Below are 19,711 nucleotides of genomic sequence, written 5' to 3'. Positions count from 1 at the left end.
GCTTCAGGGATGAAAGCCGATAGGACGGGCATTCAGGAGGAATCACTCATGACCACCATCAATGCCAATGTCGTCAATCCTTACCCGCTGTCCGCGCCGAAAGCGGTGACGGGGGAGGCCGAAGCCACCAGCACCAGCCCGCTGGCGCCGGTGGCTGAAAGCAAGGACGCCGAAGACCAGGAGCTGCGAGTCAACTCTGCGGATGCCAGTATCGATGCGGTGAAAGGCGGAGGCGATCCGGTCAAGCAGTTGCAGAAGCAGATCGAACAGACCCAGAAGATCCTGGCACAGCAACAGGCGCAGTTGGCCAGTGTCGAGAAGGGGCAGGCCAGCGATGAGCAGAAAGTCCAGCAAGTGATGGAGATCCAGACCCAGATCGCCGTAACCAACAGCACCTTGCAAGTGTTGCAGGCAGCCTTGTTGCAGGCCATGTTCAGCGTCGATGTGCATGCCTGAGACACACACCGCAGTTGTTAGCTCAAGGCCGGATACAAAAAAGCCCCGAGGAGCAGAACTCCCCGGGGCCTTTTTTATCAGGGCTGCTTAAGCGGCCTTGGCTTCCTGCTCGCTCAGAGAGCGGTTCAGGGCACTGAACAGCGCCTTGAAGCTGGCAGTGGTGATGTTTTCGTCGATACCAACACCGTGGACCGCACGTTCACCGTTGACCCGCAGTTCGATGTAGGCCGCAGCCTTGGCGTTGGTGCCCGCACCGATGGCGTGCTCGTTGTAGTCCATGATCTCTACAGGAATCGGCAGGCCGGCCACCAGGGCTTCCAGGGCGCCATTGCCCTTGCCGCGCCAGCTCAGGTTGGTTTCGCCCTGGCCCTTGCTCGACACTTCCACTTCCACGGCGCTGTGGCCGTTTTCTTCCTGCAGGCGATGGCTGACCAGCGCGTACGGAGTGTTGGCCTGCAAGTATTCGCTGTGCAACAGCGCGTGGATTTGCTGGGCGGTCATCTCCAGACCCAGGCGGTCGGTTTCCCGTTGCACCACCTGGCTGAACTCGATCTGCATGCGGCGCGGCAAGCTGATGCCGTACTCCTGTTCCAGCAGGTAGGCGATACCGCCTTTGCCCGACTGACTGTTGACGCGGATGACCGCCTCGTAGCTGCGACCGATGTCGGCCGGATCGATCGGCAAGTACGGCACTTCCCACAAGCCATCGGACTTCTGCTGGGCGAAGCCCTTGCGGATCGCGTCCTGGTGGGAGCCGGAGAAGGCGGTGTGCACCAGGTCGCCGACATAAGGATGGCGCGGATGCACGGCAATCTGGTTGCACTCTTCCACGACTTTGCGTACGCCGTCGATGTCGGAGAAGTCCAGTTCCGGGTTCACACCCTGGGTGTAGAGGTTCAAGGCCACGGTGACCAGATCGACGTTGCCGGTACGTTCGCCGTTGCCGAACAGGCAGCCTTCGACACGGTCGGCGCCCGCCATCAGGCCCAACTCGGTGGCGGCTACGCCAGTGCCACGGTCGTTGTGGGTGTGCAGGCTGATGAGCACGCTGTCACGACGGTTGATGTGGCGGCAGAACCACTCGATCTGGTCGGCATAGATATTGGGTGTCGCCACTTCAACGGTGGCCGGCAGGTTGAGGATCACCTTGTTGGTCGGCGTTGCGTTCCAGACTTCCACCACGGCGTCGCAGACTTCCTTGGCGAACTCCAGTTCGGTGGCGCTGAAGGTTTCTGGCGAGTATTCAAACTGCCATTGGGTTTCCGGCTGCTGGGCGGCGTATTTGACGAACAGCTTGGCCGCGTTCACCGCGATTTCTTTCACACCGGCCTTGTCCTGGTTGAAGACAATGCGGCGGAACGAAGGGCTGGTGGCGTTGTACAGGTGGACGATGGCTTTCTTGGCACCACGCAAGGATTCGAAGGTGCGGGCGATCAGGTCTTCACGGGCCTGGGTCAGCACCTGGATGGTGGTGTCGTCCGGGATGTGGCCGCCTTCGATCAGGGTGCGCACGAAGTCGAAGTCGGTTTGCGAGGCGGCAGGGAACGAAGCCTCGATCTCTTTCACGCCAACGGCCACCAGGGTCTTCCAGAAACGCAGCTTCTTGACCGCATCCATCGGCTCGATCAGCGACTGGTTGCCATCACGCAAGTCCGAGCTGCACCAGATCGGCGCGCGGGTGATGGTCTTCGACGGCCAGGTGCGGTCCGGCAAGTTGATGGTCGGGAACGCGCGGTACTTGGAGGAGGGGTCTTTGAGCATGGTCATGGAGAAATCCTTATGGTCCGGGCCGAAAAGAGGCGGCCTACCGGTGAGTCAAGAGTGCAGTGTTGACGCAGGGGGATGAGGCACCGCGATTCAGCCTGGCAGTCGTGCGCTGACGAGGCAGAGGCTCCGGTGTTGACGACGCTGAATGAGGGTGTGAGAGGTTTTCATGTGCTCAACCCTAACCACTGAGGTGAGAGATGGCAAGCAGTCGAAAAAAATTGAGAGGAATACTCGAAATCGAATCTATATCGAGATTTTATGCTGGCTATTCTTTGAAAGAATACTAACGATTGCGCAGTCGTGATGGGCTGCGCAATTCTCAGGGGAGGCCGGCTTGCCGGCGATCAGGGCTCGGGATCAGGGCTGAAACGCCCCGATGAAGATCGCCGGATCGACCCGGGCATCGTTCAGGCTGATATTCCAGTGCATATGCGGGCCGGTAGCGCGTCCGGTCGAACCCACCTTGCCCACCACTGCCCCGCGAGCCAGGGACTGACCCACCTTCACGTCAATCTTCGACATGTGGCAGAACATGCTGATAAAGCCCTGGCCGTGGTCGACGAACACCGTGTTGCCATTGAAAAAGTAGTTGCCGGTCAGGATCACCTTGCCGGCTGCCGGAGTCTTGATCGGTGTGCCTGCCGGCACTGCGAAGTCCAGGCCGGCGTGGGGATTGCGCTCCTCGCCGTTGAAGAACCGGCGCATCCCGAACTTGCTCGACAGCGGCCCGTTCACTGGCTTGTCCAGCAGCAGGTTGCTCGGGGTGTTGGGGCTGAAACTGCGATAGGCACGGAGTTGCTCTGCCAGTTCTCCATCAATGCGTTTCAGGTCTGCCGGGTTTGGATTGACCTGGCGCTGGTTCTTCAGGGTGATGTGCTGCTCGGGGTATTTTTTACTGCCCACCACGAAGTTCAGGCTGCGGTTGCCGGCGCTGATCTGCTGGGTGCCTGGCTTGACCGTCAACGGGATACCGACAATGGCCAGCCAGTTGTTCTGCTCCTTCACCACCAGCACGGGTTTACCCTGGTAGCTGACCTTGGGCGCCTGGGCTGCGCTGCCCAGGTCCACTACCGCCACGCCACCAGGCACGGGTTTGTTCAACAGGCGAGTGATGTAGCTGTCGGCGTTGGCGTTGAAGGCCAGGCACAGCAACAGCAGGGAAGTGAGAAAGCGCGGCATGGATCAGTCCAGTAGAGAAAGAGTGACAGGCGTCAGGTGGTTGTCTTCGACTCGCACCTGCAGTTCACCTTCGCCCAGGCGGGCGGTGAGGCGCTGGCCATTGCGGGTCTGGGCGGCAGTACGGATGGCGTGGCCGCGGTCGTCCAGAAGAATGCTATAGCCGCGTCCCAGGGTGGCCAGGGGGCTGACCACATGCAGGGTCTGCATCTGACTGTGCAACTGCAGGCGTCGGGCTTTCAGGCCTTCGCGCATGGCTCGGGGCAGGCGTTCGGCGAGGCTGTCCAGGCGCTGGCGCAATAGGGCCAGTTGCCGGCCTGGATGCTGGGCGCCGAGGCGGGTTTCCAGGCGGATCAGGCGCTCGCGACGGGTATTGAGGTTGCGCTCGAAGGCCCTGCGCATGCGCATATCCAGGTCATCCAGGCGTTGTGCCTGCTGGCGCAGGCGTTCGCCGGGATGGCGCAGGCGGCGGGCCAGACCGTCGAGGCGCAAGCGGTCGCGCATCAGCCGGTCGCGGATGCGCATCACCAGGCGGCGATGCAGGCTGTCGACGCGGTGTTGCAGGTCACTGGCGTCGGGTGCCAGCAGTTCAGCAGCGGCGGAAGGGGTGGGGGCCCGTACGTCAGCGACGAAATCGCTGATGGAGACATCGGTTTCATGGCCGACGGCGCTGACGATCGGCGTCACGCAGGCATCCACCGCCCGGGCTACCGCCTCTTCGTTGAAGCACCAGAGGTCTTCCAGAGAGCCGCCGCCCCGAGCCAGGATCAAGGCATCGAAGCCTCGGGCATCGGCCAGTTGCAGGGCCCGGACGATCTGCGCCGTGGCCTCGCGACCTTGCACGGCAGTGGGGATCAGCGTCAGTGCCACCTGGGGCGCACGGCGGCGGAACACGCTGATGATGTCGCGGATTACCGCGCCAGTGGGGGAGCTGATAATGCCGATGCGTTGCGGATGGGCCGGTAACGGCACTTTGCGTTCGGCACTGAACAGCCCCTCGGCGCTGAGCTTTTCCTTGAGTGCATCGAAGGCCAGGCGCAGGGCACCATCACCGGCGGGCTCCACGGTGTCGAGAATCAGTTGGTAGTCGCCGCGCCCCTCGAACAGCGAAACCTTGCCCCGGACCTTGACCGCCAGGCCGTCCTTCAGTGCCTGGCGGACCCGCGCGGCGTTCTGCCGGAACAGCGCGCAACGCACCTGGGCGCCGCTGTCCTTGAGGGTGAAGTAGACATGGCCGGAAGCCGGGCGAGCGAGGTTGGAGATCTCGCCTTCGACCCAGATATTGCTGAACACGTCCTCGAGCAGCACCCGGGCGCGGCCGTTGAGCTGGGTGACAGTGAGGACCTCGCGGTCCAGGCCGAGTCGTGCAAAGGGATCTTTAATCATGGGGCGCAGTTTAAGGGGCTGTCAGTCCATGGAACAACGCAATTCGATTGCCAATGATTGCGCAGCTGTTCGACAAACTGCGCCACCAGCGGTGTGGGGTCTTGCCGATAGGCGAGGGCGACGGTGCTCTGGCAATCGCTATCGGCCAGAGGCAGGAAACGCACGCTGGCCGGGGCGATGTCCTGCATCGATTCGGGCAGCAGGGCAACGCCGAAACCAGCCTGGATCAACTGCAATTGAGTGGTCTTGCGTGACATCACTCGCGCCGCTTTGGGAAAGAAACCCTGGCTCATGCACAGCTGTGCCGACAGGTAGCTCAAGCCCCCACGCTGGGGATGGGGGATGGAGATAAAGGCTGCGTTGCGCAGTTGTGCAAGCTCCACCCCGTGGGCCGGAGGATCAAGGGCCAGGGGATGCTGCGGCGGCAATGCCAGCAGCAGGGGTTCGCTGAACAAGGGCACGATTTGCACTCCCTCGCATTGGCGCAGTACCGGCAGGCGCAGCAGGCCAGCATCCAGCCGGCCTTCGGCGAGTTCTTGCAACTGCGCCTCGGACGACAGCTTGACGATGTCCATCGAAGCGCCGGGGCACGCCTGTAGATACTCGCTGATGCCTCCAAGCAGACGGCCGCTCATGGGCACGGTGCTTGAGTGACTGAGGCGTAGAGTGCCCAGTTGCCCCTGGCCGACCTGGGTGGCCAGCTCGGCGGCCTTGTGCAGTTCGCTCAGCAGGTTGCGTGCCTTGGGCAGGAAGGCTTCACCGGCGGCGGTCAGCCGAGGCTGGCGGGCAGTGCGTTGGAAAAGTGGGGTTTGCAGCTGGCTTTCCAGTTCCTTGATCTGCCGGCTAAGGGCTGATTGGGCGACAAACAGGCGTTCTGCCGCAGCGCTGAAGCTGCCGCATTCGGCGATTTCCACGAAATAGCGCAATTGACGGGTTGAAATCACAAGGCATGCCTTTTTGCGATGGGTTGAAGGCTTTGATGATATTAGTCGCAAGGCTCGCCGCTGGCTAAAGTCATTGCTGATCCGCTTGGGGGAAGTCGCAGTGATGAGCGTGGTAATCGAAGGTTTGAACCAGTGGTCTTTCGGCCCGGGTGGTTGGTTGGCGATCGGCCTGGGCATCGCGCTGGCGTACATCGTGTTTGGCATCGCCGGTTTCGGCACGGCGCTGGTGGCGGGACCGGTCCTGATCCTGTTCATGCCGTTGTCGAAAATCGTGCCGCTGTTGGTGCTGCTCGACTTTGTCGCAGCCTTCGGCAACCTGCTGCCATCGCGCAAGGACGTGGCCAAGCCGGAGCTGTTGCGCCTGCTGCCCTGCATGGCGCTGGGCTGCACCTTGGGGGTGATCTTTCTGCTCAATCTCAAGTCCGATCTGCTGCTTCTATTAATGGGGCTGTTTATCAGTGCCTATGCCATCTACAGCTTGTGGGTGAAGGTACGCCCGGCTCAGTTGGCGGCCGGCTGGTCGGTGCCGATGGGAATAGTGGGAGGAATGTTTGGCGCCTTGTTCGGTAGTGGCGGCTTTTTATATGCCATTTACCTGAACAGTCGTTTGCCCAAGGACCCGGCACGGGCCACTCAAAGTGCGTTGATCAGTTGCAGTACCGTGGTGCGCTTGAGTCTGTTTGCCTTGGCCGGGGTCTATGCCGAGTTGCCGCTGTTGCTGTTGGCGGTGTGCTTGTTGCCGGCGATGGCGTTGGGTCTATGGGTGGGACGGCGCTTGACCATGAGGTTGTCCCGGGAGGCCTTTGTGCGCCTGGTGACCTGGCTGGTGCTGGCCAGTGGTGTTGCCTTGATCGGGCGCTTTCTGAGCACTTGACCTGCGGGGTTCAGGGATTAAGCTGCGGGCCTTTAAATTCGTTCGCCGGCACGCCGGCTCCTACAATTGATGGTGGGGGCCGGCTTGCCGGCGAAAGCGTTCGTACTGTCCCGCACGTTTCAGGCTTATCCATGAACTCGCAAAGCATCCTCGTCCCGAAAATTTCCACCCTGCCGGTGCACGAGCCCCGGGCTCGGGCCATTGTGCGTTGGCTGGTGCGCAAGAACATCGTCGAGGAAACCCTGAGCACGTGCGGGCGCACCGGCAATCGCATGGGCCATGCGATTGCGCCGGGGGCACGGGAGGTGGTGCTGCGGCCGCAGGCGCTGCCCTTCGGCGAGCCGATCAATGGTCTGGAGATCATCACCAAGCGCTGCATCTATACCCCGGCCAAGGGCTTTCTCGAAGAAGCCGGCTGTGCCGAATGCCGCCAGGAAGTGGGTGAAGCGCTGTTCGAGAGCCTGGAAGACTGGATGCCGGGGCGAACCGATAACTTCACCTGTCCCGAGTGCGGTCATGAAGATGACATCAACGGCTTTCTGTTTCTTCAGGAATGCGGCTTTTCCAACTTGGGCTTTATCTTCAACAACTGGGCCGAAGCGGGTTTCAAACAGAGTTTTATCGACGAGTTCGCCGACTGGCTGGATCAACCGATAAGTTGGGTCAAGGTCGAGTTGTAGCGCGCTGATATCTCCATCTATCACTCCAGTGATATTAGACAGAGTTTTACATTGAGCCCGGGTAGGTGTCTGAGTATAATGGCGCGCTTCCATTTTCCCGCCCGGGAGCCCCCGCGATGCTGCGTATCAGCCAAGAAGCCCTCACCTTCGACGACATCCTCTTAGTGCCCGGTTATTCCGAAGTACTGCCTAATGAAGTCAGTCTAAAGACCCGTTTGACCCGTGGCATCGAGCTGAATATTCCACTGGTTTCCGCCGCCATGGACACCGTCACTGAAGCCCGTCTGGCAATCGCCATGGCTCAGGAAGGCGGCATCGGCATCATCCACAAGAACATGACCATCGAGCAGCAAGCTGCCGAAGTGCGCAAGGTCAAGCGTTTCGAAGCCGGTGTGGTCAAAGACCCCATCACCATCGAAGCCGACGCCACCGTGCGTGATCTGCTCGAACTGACCAACATGCACAACATCTCCGGTGTGCCCGTGCTGCACAACGGCGATCTGGTGGGCATCGTGACTTCCCGCGACGTGCGTTTCGAAAGCCGTCTGGAAGCCAGTGTCCGCGAAGTGATGACGCCTAAAGAGCGCCTGGTCACTGTCAAGGAAGGCGCCGACAAGACCGCCGTCCGTGAGCTGCTGCACAAGCATCGCATCGAACGCGTGCTGATCGTCGATGACGCCTTTGCCCTCAAGGGCATGATGACCGTCAACGACATCGAAAAAGCCAAGGCCTACCCGCTGGCCAGCAAGGACGATCAAGGTCGTCTGCGTGTCGGTGCTGCGGTCGGTACCGGCAAAGACACGGGCGATCGCGTTGCTGCGCTGGTCAACGCCGGTGTCGACGTGGTGGTGGTCGACACCGCCCACGGCCACTCCAAGGGCGTGATCGACCGCGTTCGCTGGGTCAAAGAGAACTTCCCGCAAGTGCAGGTGATCGGCGGCAACATCGCCACTGGCGCTGCCGCCAAGGCCCTGGCCGAAGCCGGCGCCGACGCGGTCAAGGTCGGTATCGGCCCAGGCTCGATTTGCACCACCCGCATCGTTGCCGGTGTCGGCGTGCCGCAAATCAGCGCGATCGCCAATGTTGCAGCGGCACTGGTCGGCACGGGCGTTCCGCTGATCGCCGACGGCGGTATCCGTTTCTCCGGTGACCTGTCCAAGGCCATCGTGGCCGGTGCCTCCTGCGTGATGATGGGTTCGATGTTCGCCGGTACCGAAGAGGCTCCGGGCGAGATCGAACTGTTCCAGGGTCGTTCCTACAAGGCTTACCGCGGCATGGGTTCCCTGGGCGCCATGTCCCAGGCCCAGGGCTCTTCCGACCGCTACTTCCAGGACTCCTCCGCGGGTGCCGAGAAGCTGGTGCCGGAAGGGATCGAAGGTCGCGTGCCGTACAAGGGCTCCCTGACCGCGATCATCCATCAGCTGATGGGCGGCCTGCGTTCTTCCATGGGCTACACCGGTAGCGCCAACATCGAAGAAATGCGCACCAAGCCGGAGTTTGTCCGCATCACCGGCGCCGGCATGGCTGAATCCCACGTCCACGACGTGCAGATCACCAAGGAAGCGCCAAACTATCGCGTAGGTTGATAGTGATCGCCTCCAGGCCCAGGCCCGGAGGCGATTGACGAATTTAGTAACCGGGGCTGTGTTTTTCAGCCCCGTGTCGTTTCTGAAATTAGACGAGACTGACCATGGCCCTCGACATTCACGCCCACCGCATCCTGATCCTCGACTTCGGTTCCCAGTACACCCAATTGATCGCCCGCCGCGTGCGCGAGATCGGGGTCTACTGCGAACTGCATCCGTTCGACATGGACGACGAAGCGATCCGCGAATTCGCTCCCAAAGGCGTCATCCTCGCCGGCGGTCCCGAGTCCGTGCACGAAGCCAACAGCCCTCGCTGCCCACAAGCGGTGTTCGATCTGGGCGTTCCGGTCTTCGGCATCTGCTACGGCATGCAGACCATGGCCGAGCAAATGGGCGGCAAGGTCGAAGGTTCCGAGCTGCGCGAATTCGGTTATGCCCGGGTTGATGTGGTGGGCAAGAGCCGCCTGCTGGACGGCATCGAAGACCACGTCGACGCCGACGGCCTGTTCGGTCTCGACGTGTGGATGAGCCACGGTGACAAGGTCACCAAGATGCCAAAGGATTTCCACATCCTGGCCAGCACCCCGAGCTGCCCGATTGCCGGCATGTTCAACGATGACCTGCGCTACTACGGCGTGCAGTTCCACCCGGAAGTGACCCACACCAAGCAGGGCGGCCGCATCCTGTCGCGCTTCATCCTCGACATCTGCGGCTGTGAAGCGCTGTGGACCCCGTCGAAGATCGCCGAAGACGCCATTGCCCAGATCCGTGCCCAGGTCGGCACCGACAACGTCCTGCTGGGCCTGTCCGGCGGTGTCGACTCCTCGGTGGTCGCGGCCCTGCTGCACAAGGCCATCGGCGACCAGCTGACCTGCGTTTTCGTCGACAACGGCCTGCTGCGCCTGCACGAAGGCGAGCAAGTGATGGCCATGTTCGCCGAGAACATGGGCGTCAAGGTGATCCGCGCCAACGCCGAGGAGCAGTTCCTCAACAACCTGGCCGGCGAGTCGGACCCTGAGAAGAAGCGCAAGATCATCGGCCGTACCTTCATCGACGTGTTCGATGCCGAATCCTGCAAGCTGGAAAACATCAAGTACCTGGCCCAGGGCACCATCTACCCGGACGTGATCGAGTCGGCTGGCGCGAAAAGCGGCAAGGCCCACGTGATCAAGTCGCACCACAACGTGGGCGGCCTGCCGGAAGAAATGAACCTCAAGCTGGTTGAACCGCTGCGCGAGCTGTTCAAGGACGAAGTCCGCCGTCTGGGCCTGGAGCTGGGCCTGCCGTACGACATGGTCTACCGTCACCCGTTCCCGGGTCCGGGCCTGGGTGTGCGCATCCTGGGTGAAGTGAAGAAGGAATACGCCGACCTGCTGCGTCGCGCTGACCACATCTTCATCGAAGAACTGCGCAAGGCCGACTGGTACCACAAGGTCAGCCAGGCATTCGTCGTGTTCCAGCCGGTGAAATCCGTCGGCGTGGTCGGCGATGGCCGCCGTTACGCCTGGGTCGTGGCCCTGCGCGCGGTGGAAACCATCGACTTCATGACCGCCCGTTGGGCGCACCTGCCTTACGAGCTGCTGGAAACCGTCAGCGGCCGGATCATCAACGAAATCGAAGGCATCTCCCGCGTCACTTACGACGTGTCGAGCAAGCCGCCGGCAACGATTGAGTGGGAATGATCGGGGCCGAGTGATCGGCGCTTGATCCGCTGGCTTTAACCAATGGCGATCGGGACCTTCGGGGATCGATCGCCATTGTCGTTTCTGCGGAGATTGAATCCGTTACACATCGGCATTTGTGTTGCAGAACCTTTAGAAACGCTGCTTTTTCACCTTCCGGCAATATCACGTAAGACATGTTCGGCGCTCTGCCCCGGGCTTCTCTCTACCCTTGGGTCTCCCCCCGCTGTTTTTGCTGCGGCTTGTTCGTGGCGCGGGTTTGATCGGATTGCATAAGGTTGTCAGTTGACAACCATGCATGACTGGCGATACTGGAGGCTATGGATGGCTCGTGCAACTCATCCCAAGAAGGACATTGAAATGGCTCTGCGCTACGCCGAATGGCAGGGCTGGCGAATCGAGGTCGGTGGTGGCCATGCGTGGGGGCGGATCTACTGCCCGTACAACAACGAAGTGTGCCGCTGCGGCGAGTTCTGCATCACCAGTGTCTGGCGTACGCCGAAGAACCCGACCCAGCACGCCCGGGCGCTATGCCGGGTGATCGACAACTGCACCGTGAATCAGCTGCGTGTGGCCAAGGCGCCGGCAGCCCGTCAGGAGTAAGCACCATGGAATACCTGTTCACCCTCAACTATCTGCTGCCGCTGGAGGGCTGCGATCCGCTGCAACTGGTGGAGCGCCTCGGTGCGGCGGGCTGCACCGATGTTCTGGTCGGCACTGGTCTGGCCGGGCGCCTGGCCCTGGAGTTCAGTCGCGAGGCCGAGAGTGCCGAAGCGGCGCTGCTCAGTGCCCTGGGGGATATCAAGCGCATCATCCCCGAGGCGCGGCTGGTGGAGGCCAGCCCGGACTTTGTCGGCCTCAGCGAGATCGCCGAGATCGTCGGCGTGTCACGGCAGAACATGCGCAAGCTGATGCTTGGCCACGCCGACAGTTTTCCCCTGGCGATCCATGAGGGCAGCACCTCGCTGTGGCATCTGGCGGAGGTCCTGAGCTGGCTGGACAGCAAGGGCGGTTACCCTCTCAAACACCCGGTGATCGAGGTGGCGCGGGTGGCACAGCAGGTGAACACCGCCAAGGAGTCGAAGCGCATCGGCCCCCTCAGCGGTGAGCTGGTGGCTCTGTTGGGCTGACGGGGTAGGGCTTAGCGCCGGGCCACGTCGGAGAAGTAGAACTTGTCCAGGGTGTGCCGAGATTCGGTGTACTCGAACTGCCGCCCGTCCTGGAGAAAGGTCTGGTTGCTTACCACGATCACATGGCTCTGGCCGTCCAGGTCGAGCAGTTGCTGGTCGTCCTTGCTCCGCGGGCTGGCCTCGATGGTGCGCTGGGCATAGCTGATGTTCAGTTGCAGGGTCTGTTCGATGTAGGCGTAGATCGAATGCTCGGCGATCTCTCGGTCCAGCCCCGGAATCAGCTCGGCGACAAAATGGTTGATGTCGAGAATCACCCGCTTGCCGTCGATTCGCCGCACGCGCTTGATCCGTGTGATCAGGCTGCCTTCTTGCGCCTGCAGATGGTTGCGCAGGGCGCCTTGCAGGGGGAACTGGCTGAACTCCACCACCTCGGTGCTGACGTCATCCCCCAGGCGTGGATAGGTTTCCTGGAAGCTGACGATGCCGCCCAGCTGGAACTCAATAGGGTTGGGCGAGAGCACGAAGGTGCCCTTGCCGTGGATCTTCTGCGCGAAACCGCGCTCCTGCAGCAGTTCGATGGCCTTGCGCACGGTGCCGCGGCTGGCCTGGTAGCTGTCCATCAGTTCGCTTTCCGAAGGCAGGCGGGCGCCACGCTCAAGACGTTCGGTGGTGATGCTGGCAAGCAGATCGCTGTAGATCTGGTTGTATTTGCTCATGGGATGGCTCTGTGCCGGACTGTGCTCAAGGCAGGCACCTTAAGGGCTGGACGGGGCATTTGTCCATGCGCCCTGGTGATGCTTTAGCGGGTGGAAAAAGCATGGGGCAGGGCCACGCCGGAAGAAAATTTCAAACTCGTCTGTACGAGTTGTTGATTTAACTCGTACAGACGAGTAATTTGCCCCTCGGCGTGCTGCCAATAACAAAAATCTCAGGTGGAAGAACAAGCATGAGCCACGACTATTCAACGATCGCCAGCGAGTTGCTGCACAGCCTCGGTGGCGCCGACAACCTCGAACAGGCGGCCCATTGCGTGACCCGCCTGCGCCTGGCCCTCAAGGACCCGAGCCTGGTCGACAGCGCCACCCTCAACCAGATCGATCTGGTCAAGGGCTCGTTCTTCACCGGTGGCCTGTTCCAGGTGGTGATCGGCCCTGGCGAGGTAGAGAAGGTCTACGCCGCCCTGCGTGAACAGACGGGGCTCGCGGTTTCCACCATTGCCGACGTGAAGCAGAAGGGCGCGGAAAAGACCAACGCCATGCAGCGTCTGGTGCGGGTGTTCTCCGATGTGTTCATGCCCATCCTGCCGGCCCTGATCATCGCCGGCCTGCTGATGGGGGTGAACAACCTGCTGGGCGCCAAGGGCATGTTCATCGAGGGCAAGACCCTGCTTGAGGCGTACCCGGGGCTGGATGGGCTCTGGAGCCTGATCAACCTGATGGCCAACACCTCCTTCGTGTTCCTGCCGGCCCTGGTGGGCTGGTCGGCGGCCAAGCGCTTTGGCGGCAGCGAGATCCTCGGCATTGTCCTGGGGCTGATGCTGGTCCACCCGGACCTGCTCAATGCCTGGAACTATGGCAAGGCCGTGGCTGGGCTGGACGGCCAGAGCCTGCCGTACTTCGACATCTTCGGTCTGTTCCAGATCGAGAAGGTCGGCTATCAGGGGCAGATCCTGCCGATCCTGCTGGCGGCCTATGTGATGAGCGTGATCGAAAAATGGCTGCGCGCCCGGGTGCCCAACGCCATCACCCTGCTGGTGGTACCCATCACCACCATCGTGGTCACCGGCGTACTGGCCCTGGCGATCATCGGGCCGGTGACCCGGCACTTGGGAATCCTCATCACCGAGGGTGTGGTCACCCTGTTCGACCTGGCTCCTGTGCTCGGGGGCGCCATCTTCGGCCTGCTCTACGCACCGCTGGTGATCACCGGCATGCACCACATGTTCCTGGCCGTCGACCTGCAACTGATCGCCACCCAGGGCGGCACTTTTATCTGGCCGATGATCGTCATGTCCAACCTGGCCCAGGGCAGCGCAGCCCTGGCGGTATTCACCATGAGCCGCAACGCTCGTGATCGCAGCATGGCCTCGACCTCGGCGATTTCCGCCTACTTCGGCATCACCGAGCCGGCGATGTTCGGCGTCAACCTGCGCTACAAGTTTCCCTTCTACGCCGCGCTGATCGGCTCGGCCCTGGGCAGCATCTTTCTCTCGCTGAACAAGGTCCAGGCTTCGGCCATCGGTGTCGGTGGGCTGCCGGGGTTCATCTCGATCATTCCCCAGTACATCCCGATGTTCGTGATTGGCATGGTCATCGCCCTGGTGGTGCCCTTCGTCCTGACCTGCGGCCTGAGCCTGAAGATCATCCGCCCCGGCTACCGAGTGGCCTGACCGGCCTTGTCGGCGCCGGCTCGCCGGCGAATGCCCTCGCACTTTCCAAAGGATTCCCCCATGCAAGACTGGCAGCGTTCGGTGATCTACCAGATCTACCCGAAAAGTTTTCACAGCCACCAAGGCCAGGCCACCGGTGACCTGCTGGGTGTGGTGGACAAGCTCGACTACCTGCACTGGCTGGGGGTCGATTGCCTGTGGCTGACCCCGTTCCTGCGTTCGCCGCAACGGGACAACGGCTATGACATCAGCGACTACTACGCCATCGATCCCAGCTACGGCAGCATGGCCGACTGCGAGTTGCTGATCGCCGAAGCCGGCAAGCGCGGGATCAAGCTGATGCTGGATATCGTGGTCAACCACACCTCCATCGAGCACGCCTGGTTCCAGCAGGCCCGCAGCAGCCTGGACAACCCCTACCGGGACTTCTACATCTGGCGCGATGAGCCCAACAACTGGGAATCCAAGTTCGGCGGCTCCGCCTGGGAATACGAGGCCCAGACCGGGCAGTACTACCTGCACCTGTTCGATCACACCCAGGCCGACCTCAACTGGGACAACCCCCAGGTGCGCGCCGAAGTCTTCAAGATGATGCGCTTCTGGCGCGACAAGGGCGTCGGTGGCTTCCGTCTCGATGTGATCAACCTGATCTCCAAACCAGCGGATTTCCCCGAGGATCAGAGCGACGGCCGCCGCTTCTACACCGACGGTCCCAACGTGCACCAGTACCTGCAGGAAATGCATCGGGAAGTGTTCGCCGGGCACGATCTGGTGAATGTGGGCGAGATGTCCTCCACCCGCCTGGAACACTGCATTCGCTATTCCCATCCGGAGTCGAAGGAGCTGTCGATGACCTTCAACTTCCATCACCTGAAGGTGGACTACCCCAACCAGCAGAAGTGGCTGCGGGCCGATTTCGACTTCCTCGAACTCAAGCGCATCCTCTCCGACTGGCAAACCGGAATGCAGGCCGGTGGCGGCTGGAATGCGCTGTTCTGGTGTAACCACGACCAGCCTCGGGTGGTCTCGCGCTTTGGCGACGACGGTGAGCACCGGGTGGTGTCGGCGAAGATGCTGGCCACCGCGCTGCACCTGCTCCAGGGCACGCCTTTCGTCTATCAGGGCGAAGAGCTGGGCATGACCAATCCGCACTTCGAGCGGATCGAGCAGTACCGCGATGTCGAGACCCTGAACATCCACCGCCTCAAGCGCGAGGCCGGTGAAGAACCGCAGGCCATCATGGCGGCGATCCAGCAGAAGTCCCGGGACAACGGGCGCACGCCGATGCAGTGGAATGCCGGGGTCAATGCCGGGTTCAGCAGCGCCGAGCCCTGGATCGGGATACCGGCCAACGCCAGCCAGATCAATGTCGAGGCGCAATTCGACGACGAAGATTCGGTGCTGCATCACTATCGCCGGCTGATTGCCTTGCGCCGCCATGAGGCGCTGATCCAGCACGGCCTCTATCGCCAGTTGCTGCCCGAACATCGGCAGATCTGGGCCTATGTACGCGAGGGCGACGGCGAGCGCCTGCTGGTGGTGAACAACTTCTATGGCTCGCCGTGTGAGGTCGAGTTGCCGGAAGCGGTGATCAGCACGGGCATGCAACAGCGCCTGCTGATCAGCAACTACCCGGACCACGAGCTGCGCAGCCAGCACTTGCACCTGCGGCCTTACGAGTCCTTCGTCCTGCACCTGACCCTGTAGGAGCCGGCTTGCCGGCGAACCGGGCCAGGCGATCTTTCTGGCCCAGCGCATGCGCCGCCAAGCCGGTTCCGATGAATCCATACAACACAATAAAAATAATGCGGTGGCTTATGAAAACAACAATAAATCGCGCTCTGGCGGCGTCCTGCCTGTGTCTGGCCTTGCCCTTGCCGGCCCAGGCCCTGGAGTTTGCCGGGTACCTGCGCAGCGGCCTGGGGACCTCGGTGAACAGCGGCTCGCAGTCCTGCTTCCAGTTGCCCGGCGCGCAGTCCAAGTACCGCCTGGGCAACGAGTGTGAGCAGTACGCGGAGCTTGAGCTGCGCCAGGACCTGTACACCCTGGAAGATGGCTCGGTGCTCAGCGTCGACGGCATGGCGTCGCTCTACAACCGCTACGACCGCAACCTGACCTTCCAGGGCGAGAACGGCTCGGCGCGCATGCCGCAGATGTACGCCCAGTGGTCGAACCTGCCCAGCCTCAATGGCGGCTCGCTGTGGGCCGGGCGCCGTTACTACAAGCGTAACGACATCCATATTTCCGACTTCTACTACTGGAACCAGAGCGCCACCGGCGGCGGGGTCGAGGACGTGCGCATCGGCGATCTGAAATACAGCTACGCCTTTTCCCGCAAGGACAACCTCTACCAGAAGCAGGCCGTGAGCCGTCACGACTTCAACGTTGCCGGTTTCCAGACCAACCCCGGCGGCGAGCTGGAGTTGGGCCTGAGCTACCTGGAAAAGCCCGATCGCCGTGGTGCCCACAATGGCTGGGCGATCACCACCCAGCATGTGCAGAAAGATTTTTTCGGCGGCAAGAACAAACTGGCCCTGCAATACGGTGAGGGCCCCGGTACCGGCCTGGGCTACACCGGCAATCCCTACCTGGATGACGGCAACAAGAGCTATCGCCTGGTGGAATTCTTCGACTGGCAGGTCACCCCGCGCTTCGGCGGCCAGGTCGAGGCGGTCTATCAGAAGGACATCCGCCCCGACGGCCAGGACCAGAACTGGATCTCCCTGGGCGTGCGTCCGGCCTATGCCATCACCGAGCAGTTCAAGCTGGTGACCGAGTTTGGCCACGATCAGGTGCAAGCGCCCGGGGGCACCCGCAAGCTCAGTAAATTTACCTTCGCGCCCACCTGGTCACCCAAGGGACCGGACTTCTGGGCCCGGCCGGAGGTGCGCCTGTACTACACCTATGCCAGCTGGAACGAGGCCGCCAAACGCGCGGCCAATGAGCTGGCGGCCGGTTCCGCGCTGTCCGACAGCGGTGTGTTCGGCAGCGCCCGGCATGGTGCGAACGTCGGTTTGCAGGTCGAGTACTGGTGGAAATAAGCGATGCTGTCGGGGCTCGCGCTCCATCGGCACTTCAAGGAATCATTAGCAGGTGACGTCATGGCCATAACCCAACCCTTGCAATTGCTCGCGCCCCTGTCCGGGGTGCTGCTGCCCCTGGACCAGGTCCCGGACCCGGTGTTTTCCAGCCGGGTGATCGGTGACGGGCTGTGCATCGACCCGACTTCCCAGATCCTCTGCGCGCCGCTGTCCGGGGTGGTCAGCAACCTGCAGCGCAGCGGCCATGCGCTGAGCATTACCGGCGAGCAGGGCCAGCAGGTGCTGATGCACATCGGGCTGGACACGGTGAACCTGGCGGGCAAGGGCTTCACCTGCCTGATCGAGGAAGGTCAGCAGGTCTCGGCTGGCCAGCCGCTGATCGAGTTCGACGCTGACTACCTGGCCCTGCATGCCCGCAGCCTGTTGACCCTGATGCTGGTGGTCAGTGGCGAAGCGGTGACGGGGCTGGTGTCCGACAGCCTGCTGGTGGAGCTGGGACAGCCGGTGTTACAGATCGAGCCCGCCTCCGCAGAGGAAGGTGCCAAGGCCGAGGACGCTGAAGCTGAGGCGCTGTTTTCCAAACCGCTGATCCTCGGCAACCCCCAGGGCCTGCATGCGCGCCCGGCGGCTTTGCTGGCCCAGGCCGCCAAGGGCTTTGCCGCGAATATCTGCCTGCACCGGCGCCAGGACTCGGCCAATGCCAAGTCCCTGGTGTCGATCATGGCCTTGCAGACGGTGCAAGGCGATGTCTTGCAGGTCAGTGCCGCAGGTGCGGATGCCGAGCAGGCAATCCAGGTTCTGGTGGAACTGTTGGCCTCAGGTTGTGGCGAGAAAGTCAGTGCTGCGGCGCCGAGTATTGCGCCGCTAGCGGCGCGGGATGAGTCGTTGGAGACGGTTCTGCGGGGAGTCTGTGCGTCACCGGGTTCGGCGGTCGGCCAGGTGCTGCAGGTGGCTGAACAGCGCCTGCAGATAAAGGAGTGGGCGGCGAACCCGCAGCAGGAGCGCGAAGTGCTTGAGCGCGCTTTGGGGGAGGCGGTCCGGGACCTGCAGCAGCTGCGGGACAATGCCCGGGGTGGCGCGCAGCAGGAAATCTTTCGGGCCCACCAGGAGCTCCTCGACGATCCGAGTCTGTTGCAGCAGGCCGAGGCCCTGATCGTCACCGGCAAGAGCGCTGCCTTTGCCTGGAACCGTGCCATCGAGGCCACCGCCGAGCTGTTCAAGGGCCTGGGCAGTACGCTGCTGGCTGAGCGCGCGGTGGATCTGGCGGACGTCGGCCAACGGGTGCTCAAGCGGATGCTCGGGGTGCAAGAGCATGCCCTGAGCTTGCCGGATCAGGCCATTCTGATTGCCGAGCAACTGACCCCCTCGCAGACCGCCAGCCTGGACACGGCCAAGGTGCTGGGATTTGCCACCGTTGGCGGCGGCGCCACCAGCCACGTGGCGATCCTCGCCCGGGCCCTGGGCCTGCCGGCGATCTGTGGCCTGTCGTCCCGGGTCCTGTCCCTGGCCAACGGCACCCGGGTTCTGCTGGATGCCGATCGCGGCGAACTGCATACGGACCCGGACCCTCAGCGTCTGCAGCAACTGGAGTCCCTGCGTCAGCAGCAACGCCTGCGCCAGCGTCAGGACCTGGCCCAGGCGGCGCAACCGGCGGTGACCCGCGATGGTCATCATCTGGAGGTCACGGCCAACATTGCCTCTCTGGCGGAGGCCGAGCAGGCAATGAGCCTGGGCGGCGAAGGCGTCGGCCTGTTGCGTTCGGAGTTCCTCTACCAGGACCGCAGCCACGCCCCGAGCGCCGAGGAGCAGGCCGAAACCTATCTGGCCATTGCCCAGGCCCTGGGGCCGACGCGCAATCTGGTGGTGCGGACCCTGGACGTGGGCGGCGACAAGCCTCTGGCCTATGTGCCCATGGACAGCGAAGCCAACCCCTTTCTCGGCCTGCGGGGCATCCGCCTGTGCCTGGAGCGTCCCGAACTGCTGCGGGAGCAGTTCCGGGCGATTCTCGCCAGCGCCGGGCAGGCCCGCCTGCACATCATGTTGCCGATGGTCAGCCAGCTGGCGGAGCTGCGTCAGGCGCGCCAATTGCTCGATGACGAGGTTCAGGCCCTGGGCCTGGCGGAGCGGCCCAAGTTGGGCATCATGATCGAGGTGCCTTCGGCGGCCCTGATGGCAGACCGTTTTGCCCCGGAGGTGGATTTCTTCTCCATCGGCACCAACGACCTGACCCAGTACACCCTGGCCATGGACCGTGATCATCCGCGCCTGGCCAGTCAGGCCGACAGCTTCCATCCGTCAGTGCTGCGCCTGATCGCGCGCACGGTGCAGGCCGCCCATGCCCACGGCAAGTGGGTCGGCGTCTGCGGTGCACTGGCTTCCGAGACCCTGGCGGTGCCGCTGTTGCTGGGCCTGGGAGTAGACGAGCTGTCGGTGAGCGTGCCGCTGATTCCCGCTATCAAGGCCCGGGTGCGGGAGTTGGATCTGAGCGAGTGCCAGGCCTTGGCAGCGCGGATCATCGATCTGGAAGACGCGGTTCAGGTACGTGAATGCCTGCAACGGCAGCAAGTCGCCGCCGACTCACTGGTTCTGGAGAACTGAAG

General features: G+C 62.5%; 16 protein-coding genes. 11 read left to right on the top strand and 5 right to left on the bottom strand.

Annotated elements, in window-relative coordinates; all coding sequences use genetic code 11:
• Positions 1-48 precede the first annotated feature (48 nt).
• The gene (locus tag LOY69_RS23995; protein WP_265073686.1) at positions 49-456 is read left to right on the top strand and encodes a hypothetical protein; all 408 of its coding nucleotides are present in this window, start codon (positions 49-51) and stop codon (positions 454-456) included.
• An 87-nt stretch (positions 457-543) separates the two neighbouring features.
• Here the strand turns inward: LOY69_RS23995 and leuA are convergent, their stop codons facing one another.
• From leuA to LOY69_RS23975, 4 genes are all read right to left on the bottom strand, one after another.
• Positions 544-2,223 (bottom strand): 2-isopropylmalate synthase, encoded by a 1,680-nt coding sequence (gene leuA, locus LOY69_RS23990; RefSeq protein ID WP_265073685.1) that lies wholly within the window; start codon positions 2,221-2,223, stop codon positions 544-546.
• A 357-nt stretch (positions 2,224-2,580) separates the two neighbouring features.
• On the bottom strand, positions 2,581-3,402 hold the full coding sequence (locus LOY69_RS23985; protein ID WP_265073684.1) for a M23 family metallopeptidase: 822 nt from the start codon (positions 3,400-3,402) through the stop codon (positions 2,581-2,583).
• Between the two features lie 3 nt (positions 3,403-3,405).
• The gene (gene xseA / locus LOY69_RS23980; RefSeq protein ID WP_102860409.1) at positions 3,406-4,785 is read right to left on the bottom strand and encodes an exodeoxyribonuclease VII large subunit; all 1,380 of its coding nucleotides are present in this window, start codon (positions 4,783-4,785) and stop codon (positions 3,406-3,408) included.
• Positions 4,782-5,729, bottom strand: coding sequence for a LysR family transcriptional regulator (locus LOY69_RS23975; protein ID WP_265073683.1), 948 nt, complete (start codon positions 5,727-5,729; stop codon positions 4,782-4,784). Before LOY69_RS23975 ends, xseA begins: the two co-directional genes overlap by 4 nt.
• Before the next feature lie 103 nt (positions 5,730-5,832).
• On the opposite strand from LOY69_RS23975, the gene LOY69_RS23970 reads away from it, so the two are divergent.
• The 6 genes from LOY69_RS23970 (at position 5,833) to LOY69_RS23945 (ending at position 11,681) form a co-directional block, all read left to right on the top strand.
• Complete coding sequence (locus LOY69_RS23970) at positions 5,833-6,603, top strand: sulfite exporter TauE/SafE family protein (protein WP_102860411.1); 771 nt, start codon at positions 5,833-5,835, stop codon at positions 6,601-6,603.
• Between the two features lie 131 nt (positions 6,604-6,734).
• The gene (locus LOY69_RS23965) at positions 6,735-7,283 is read left to right on the top strand and encodes a sugar ABC transporter ATPase (protein WP_102860412.1); all 549 of its coding nucleotides are present in this window, start codon (positions 6,735-6,737) and stop codon (positions 7,281-7,283) included.
• 116 nt (positions 7,284-7,399) lie between these two features.
• On the top strand, positions 7,400-8,869 hold the full coding sequence (guaB, locus tag LOY69_RS23960; protein WP_102860413.1) for an IMP dehydrogenase: 1,470 nt from the start codon (positions 7,400-7,402) through the stop codon (positions 8,867-8,869).
• Positions 8,870-8,973: 104 nt separating this feature from the next.
• Positions 8,974-10,551 (top strand): glutamine-hydrolyzing GMP synthase, encoded by a 1,578-nt coding sequence (gene guaA, locus LOY69_RS23955; RefSeq protein WP_102860414.1) that lies wholly within the window; start codon positions 8,974-8,976, stop codon positions 10,549-10,551.
• A 324-nt stretch (positions 10,552-10,875) separates the two neighbouring features.
• Positions 10,876-11,154: a hypothetical protein gene (locus LOY69_RS23950; RefSeq protein ID WP_265073682.1), complete on the top strand. Its 279-nt coding sequence runs from the start codon at positions 10,876-10,878 to the stop codon at positions 11,152-11,154.
• A 5-nt stretch (positions 11,155-11,159) separates the two neighbouring features.
• Complete coding sequence (locus tag LOY69_RS23945) at positions 11,160-11,681, top strand: helix-turn-helix transcriptional regulator (protein ID WP_016968315.1); 522 nt, start codon at positions 11,160-11,162, stop codon at positions 11,679-11,681.
• Positions 11,682-11,692: 11 nt separating this feature from the next.
• Here LOY69_RS23945 and treR read toward each other — a convergent pair whose 3' ends face one another.
• On the bottom strand, positions 11,693-12,397 hold the full coding sequence (treR, locus tag LOY69_RS23940; RefSeq protein WP_110597127.1) for a trehalose operon repressor: 705 nt from the start codon (positions 12,395-12,397) through the stop codon (positions 11,693-11,695).
• Positions 12,398-12,627: 230 nt separating this feature from the next.
• Here treR and treP point away from each other — a divergent pair, with 230 nt between their 5' ends.
• The 4 genes from treP to ptsP all read left to right on the top strand — a co-directional run bounded on the left by treP (position 12,628) and on the right by ptsP (position 19,709).
• Entirely contained in the window at positions 12,628-14,070 is a 1,443-nt protein-coding gene (gene treP / locus LOY69_RS23935) for a PTS system trehalose-specific EIIBC component (protein WP_265073681.1), read from the top strand.
• Positions 14,071-14,130: 60 nt separating this feature from the next.
• On the top strand, positions 14,131-15,777 hold the full coding sequence (gene treC / locus LOY69_RS23930; RefSeq protein ID WP_265073680.1) for an alpha,alpha-phosphotrehalase: 1,647 nt from the start codon (positions 14,131-14,133) through the stop codon (positions 15,775-15,777).
• Positions 15,778-15,887: 110 nt separating this feature from the next.
• Complete coding sequence (locus LOY69_RS23925; RefSeq protein WP_123394034.1) at positions 15,888-17,111, top strand: maltoporin; 1,224 nt, start codon at positions 15,888-15,890, stop codon at positions 17,109-17,111.
• Between the two features lie 60 nt (positions 17,112-17,171).
• The gene (ptsP, locus tag LOY69_RS23920) at positions 17,172-19,709 is read left to right on the top strand and encodes a phosphoenolpyruvate--protein phosphotransferase (RefSeq protein ID WP_265073679.1); all 2,538 of its coding nucleotides are present in this window, start codon (positions 17,172-17,174) and stop codon (positions 19,707-19,709) included.
• Positions 19,710-19,711: the final 2 nt, after the last annotated feature.

This window comes from Pseudomonas sp. B21-059 (genome assembly GCF_026016285.1).
GTDB classification, from domain to species: Bacteria; Pseudomonadota; Gammaproteobacteria; order Pseudomonadales; family Pseudomonadaceae; genus Aquipseudomonas; species Aquipseudomonas danubii.
The sequence above is the reverse complement of the archived record's forward strand: the minus strand, read 5'-3'. Positions and strand labels throughout refer to the sequence as shown.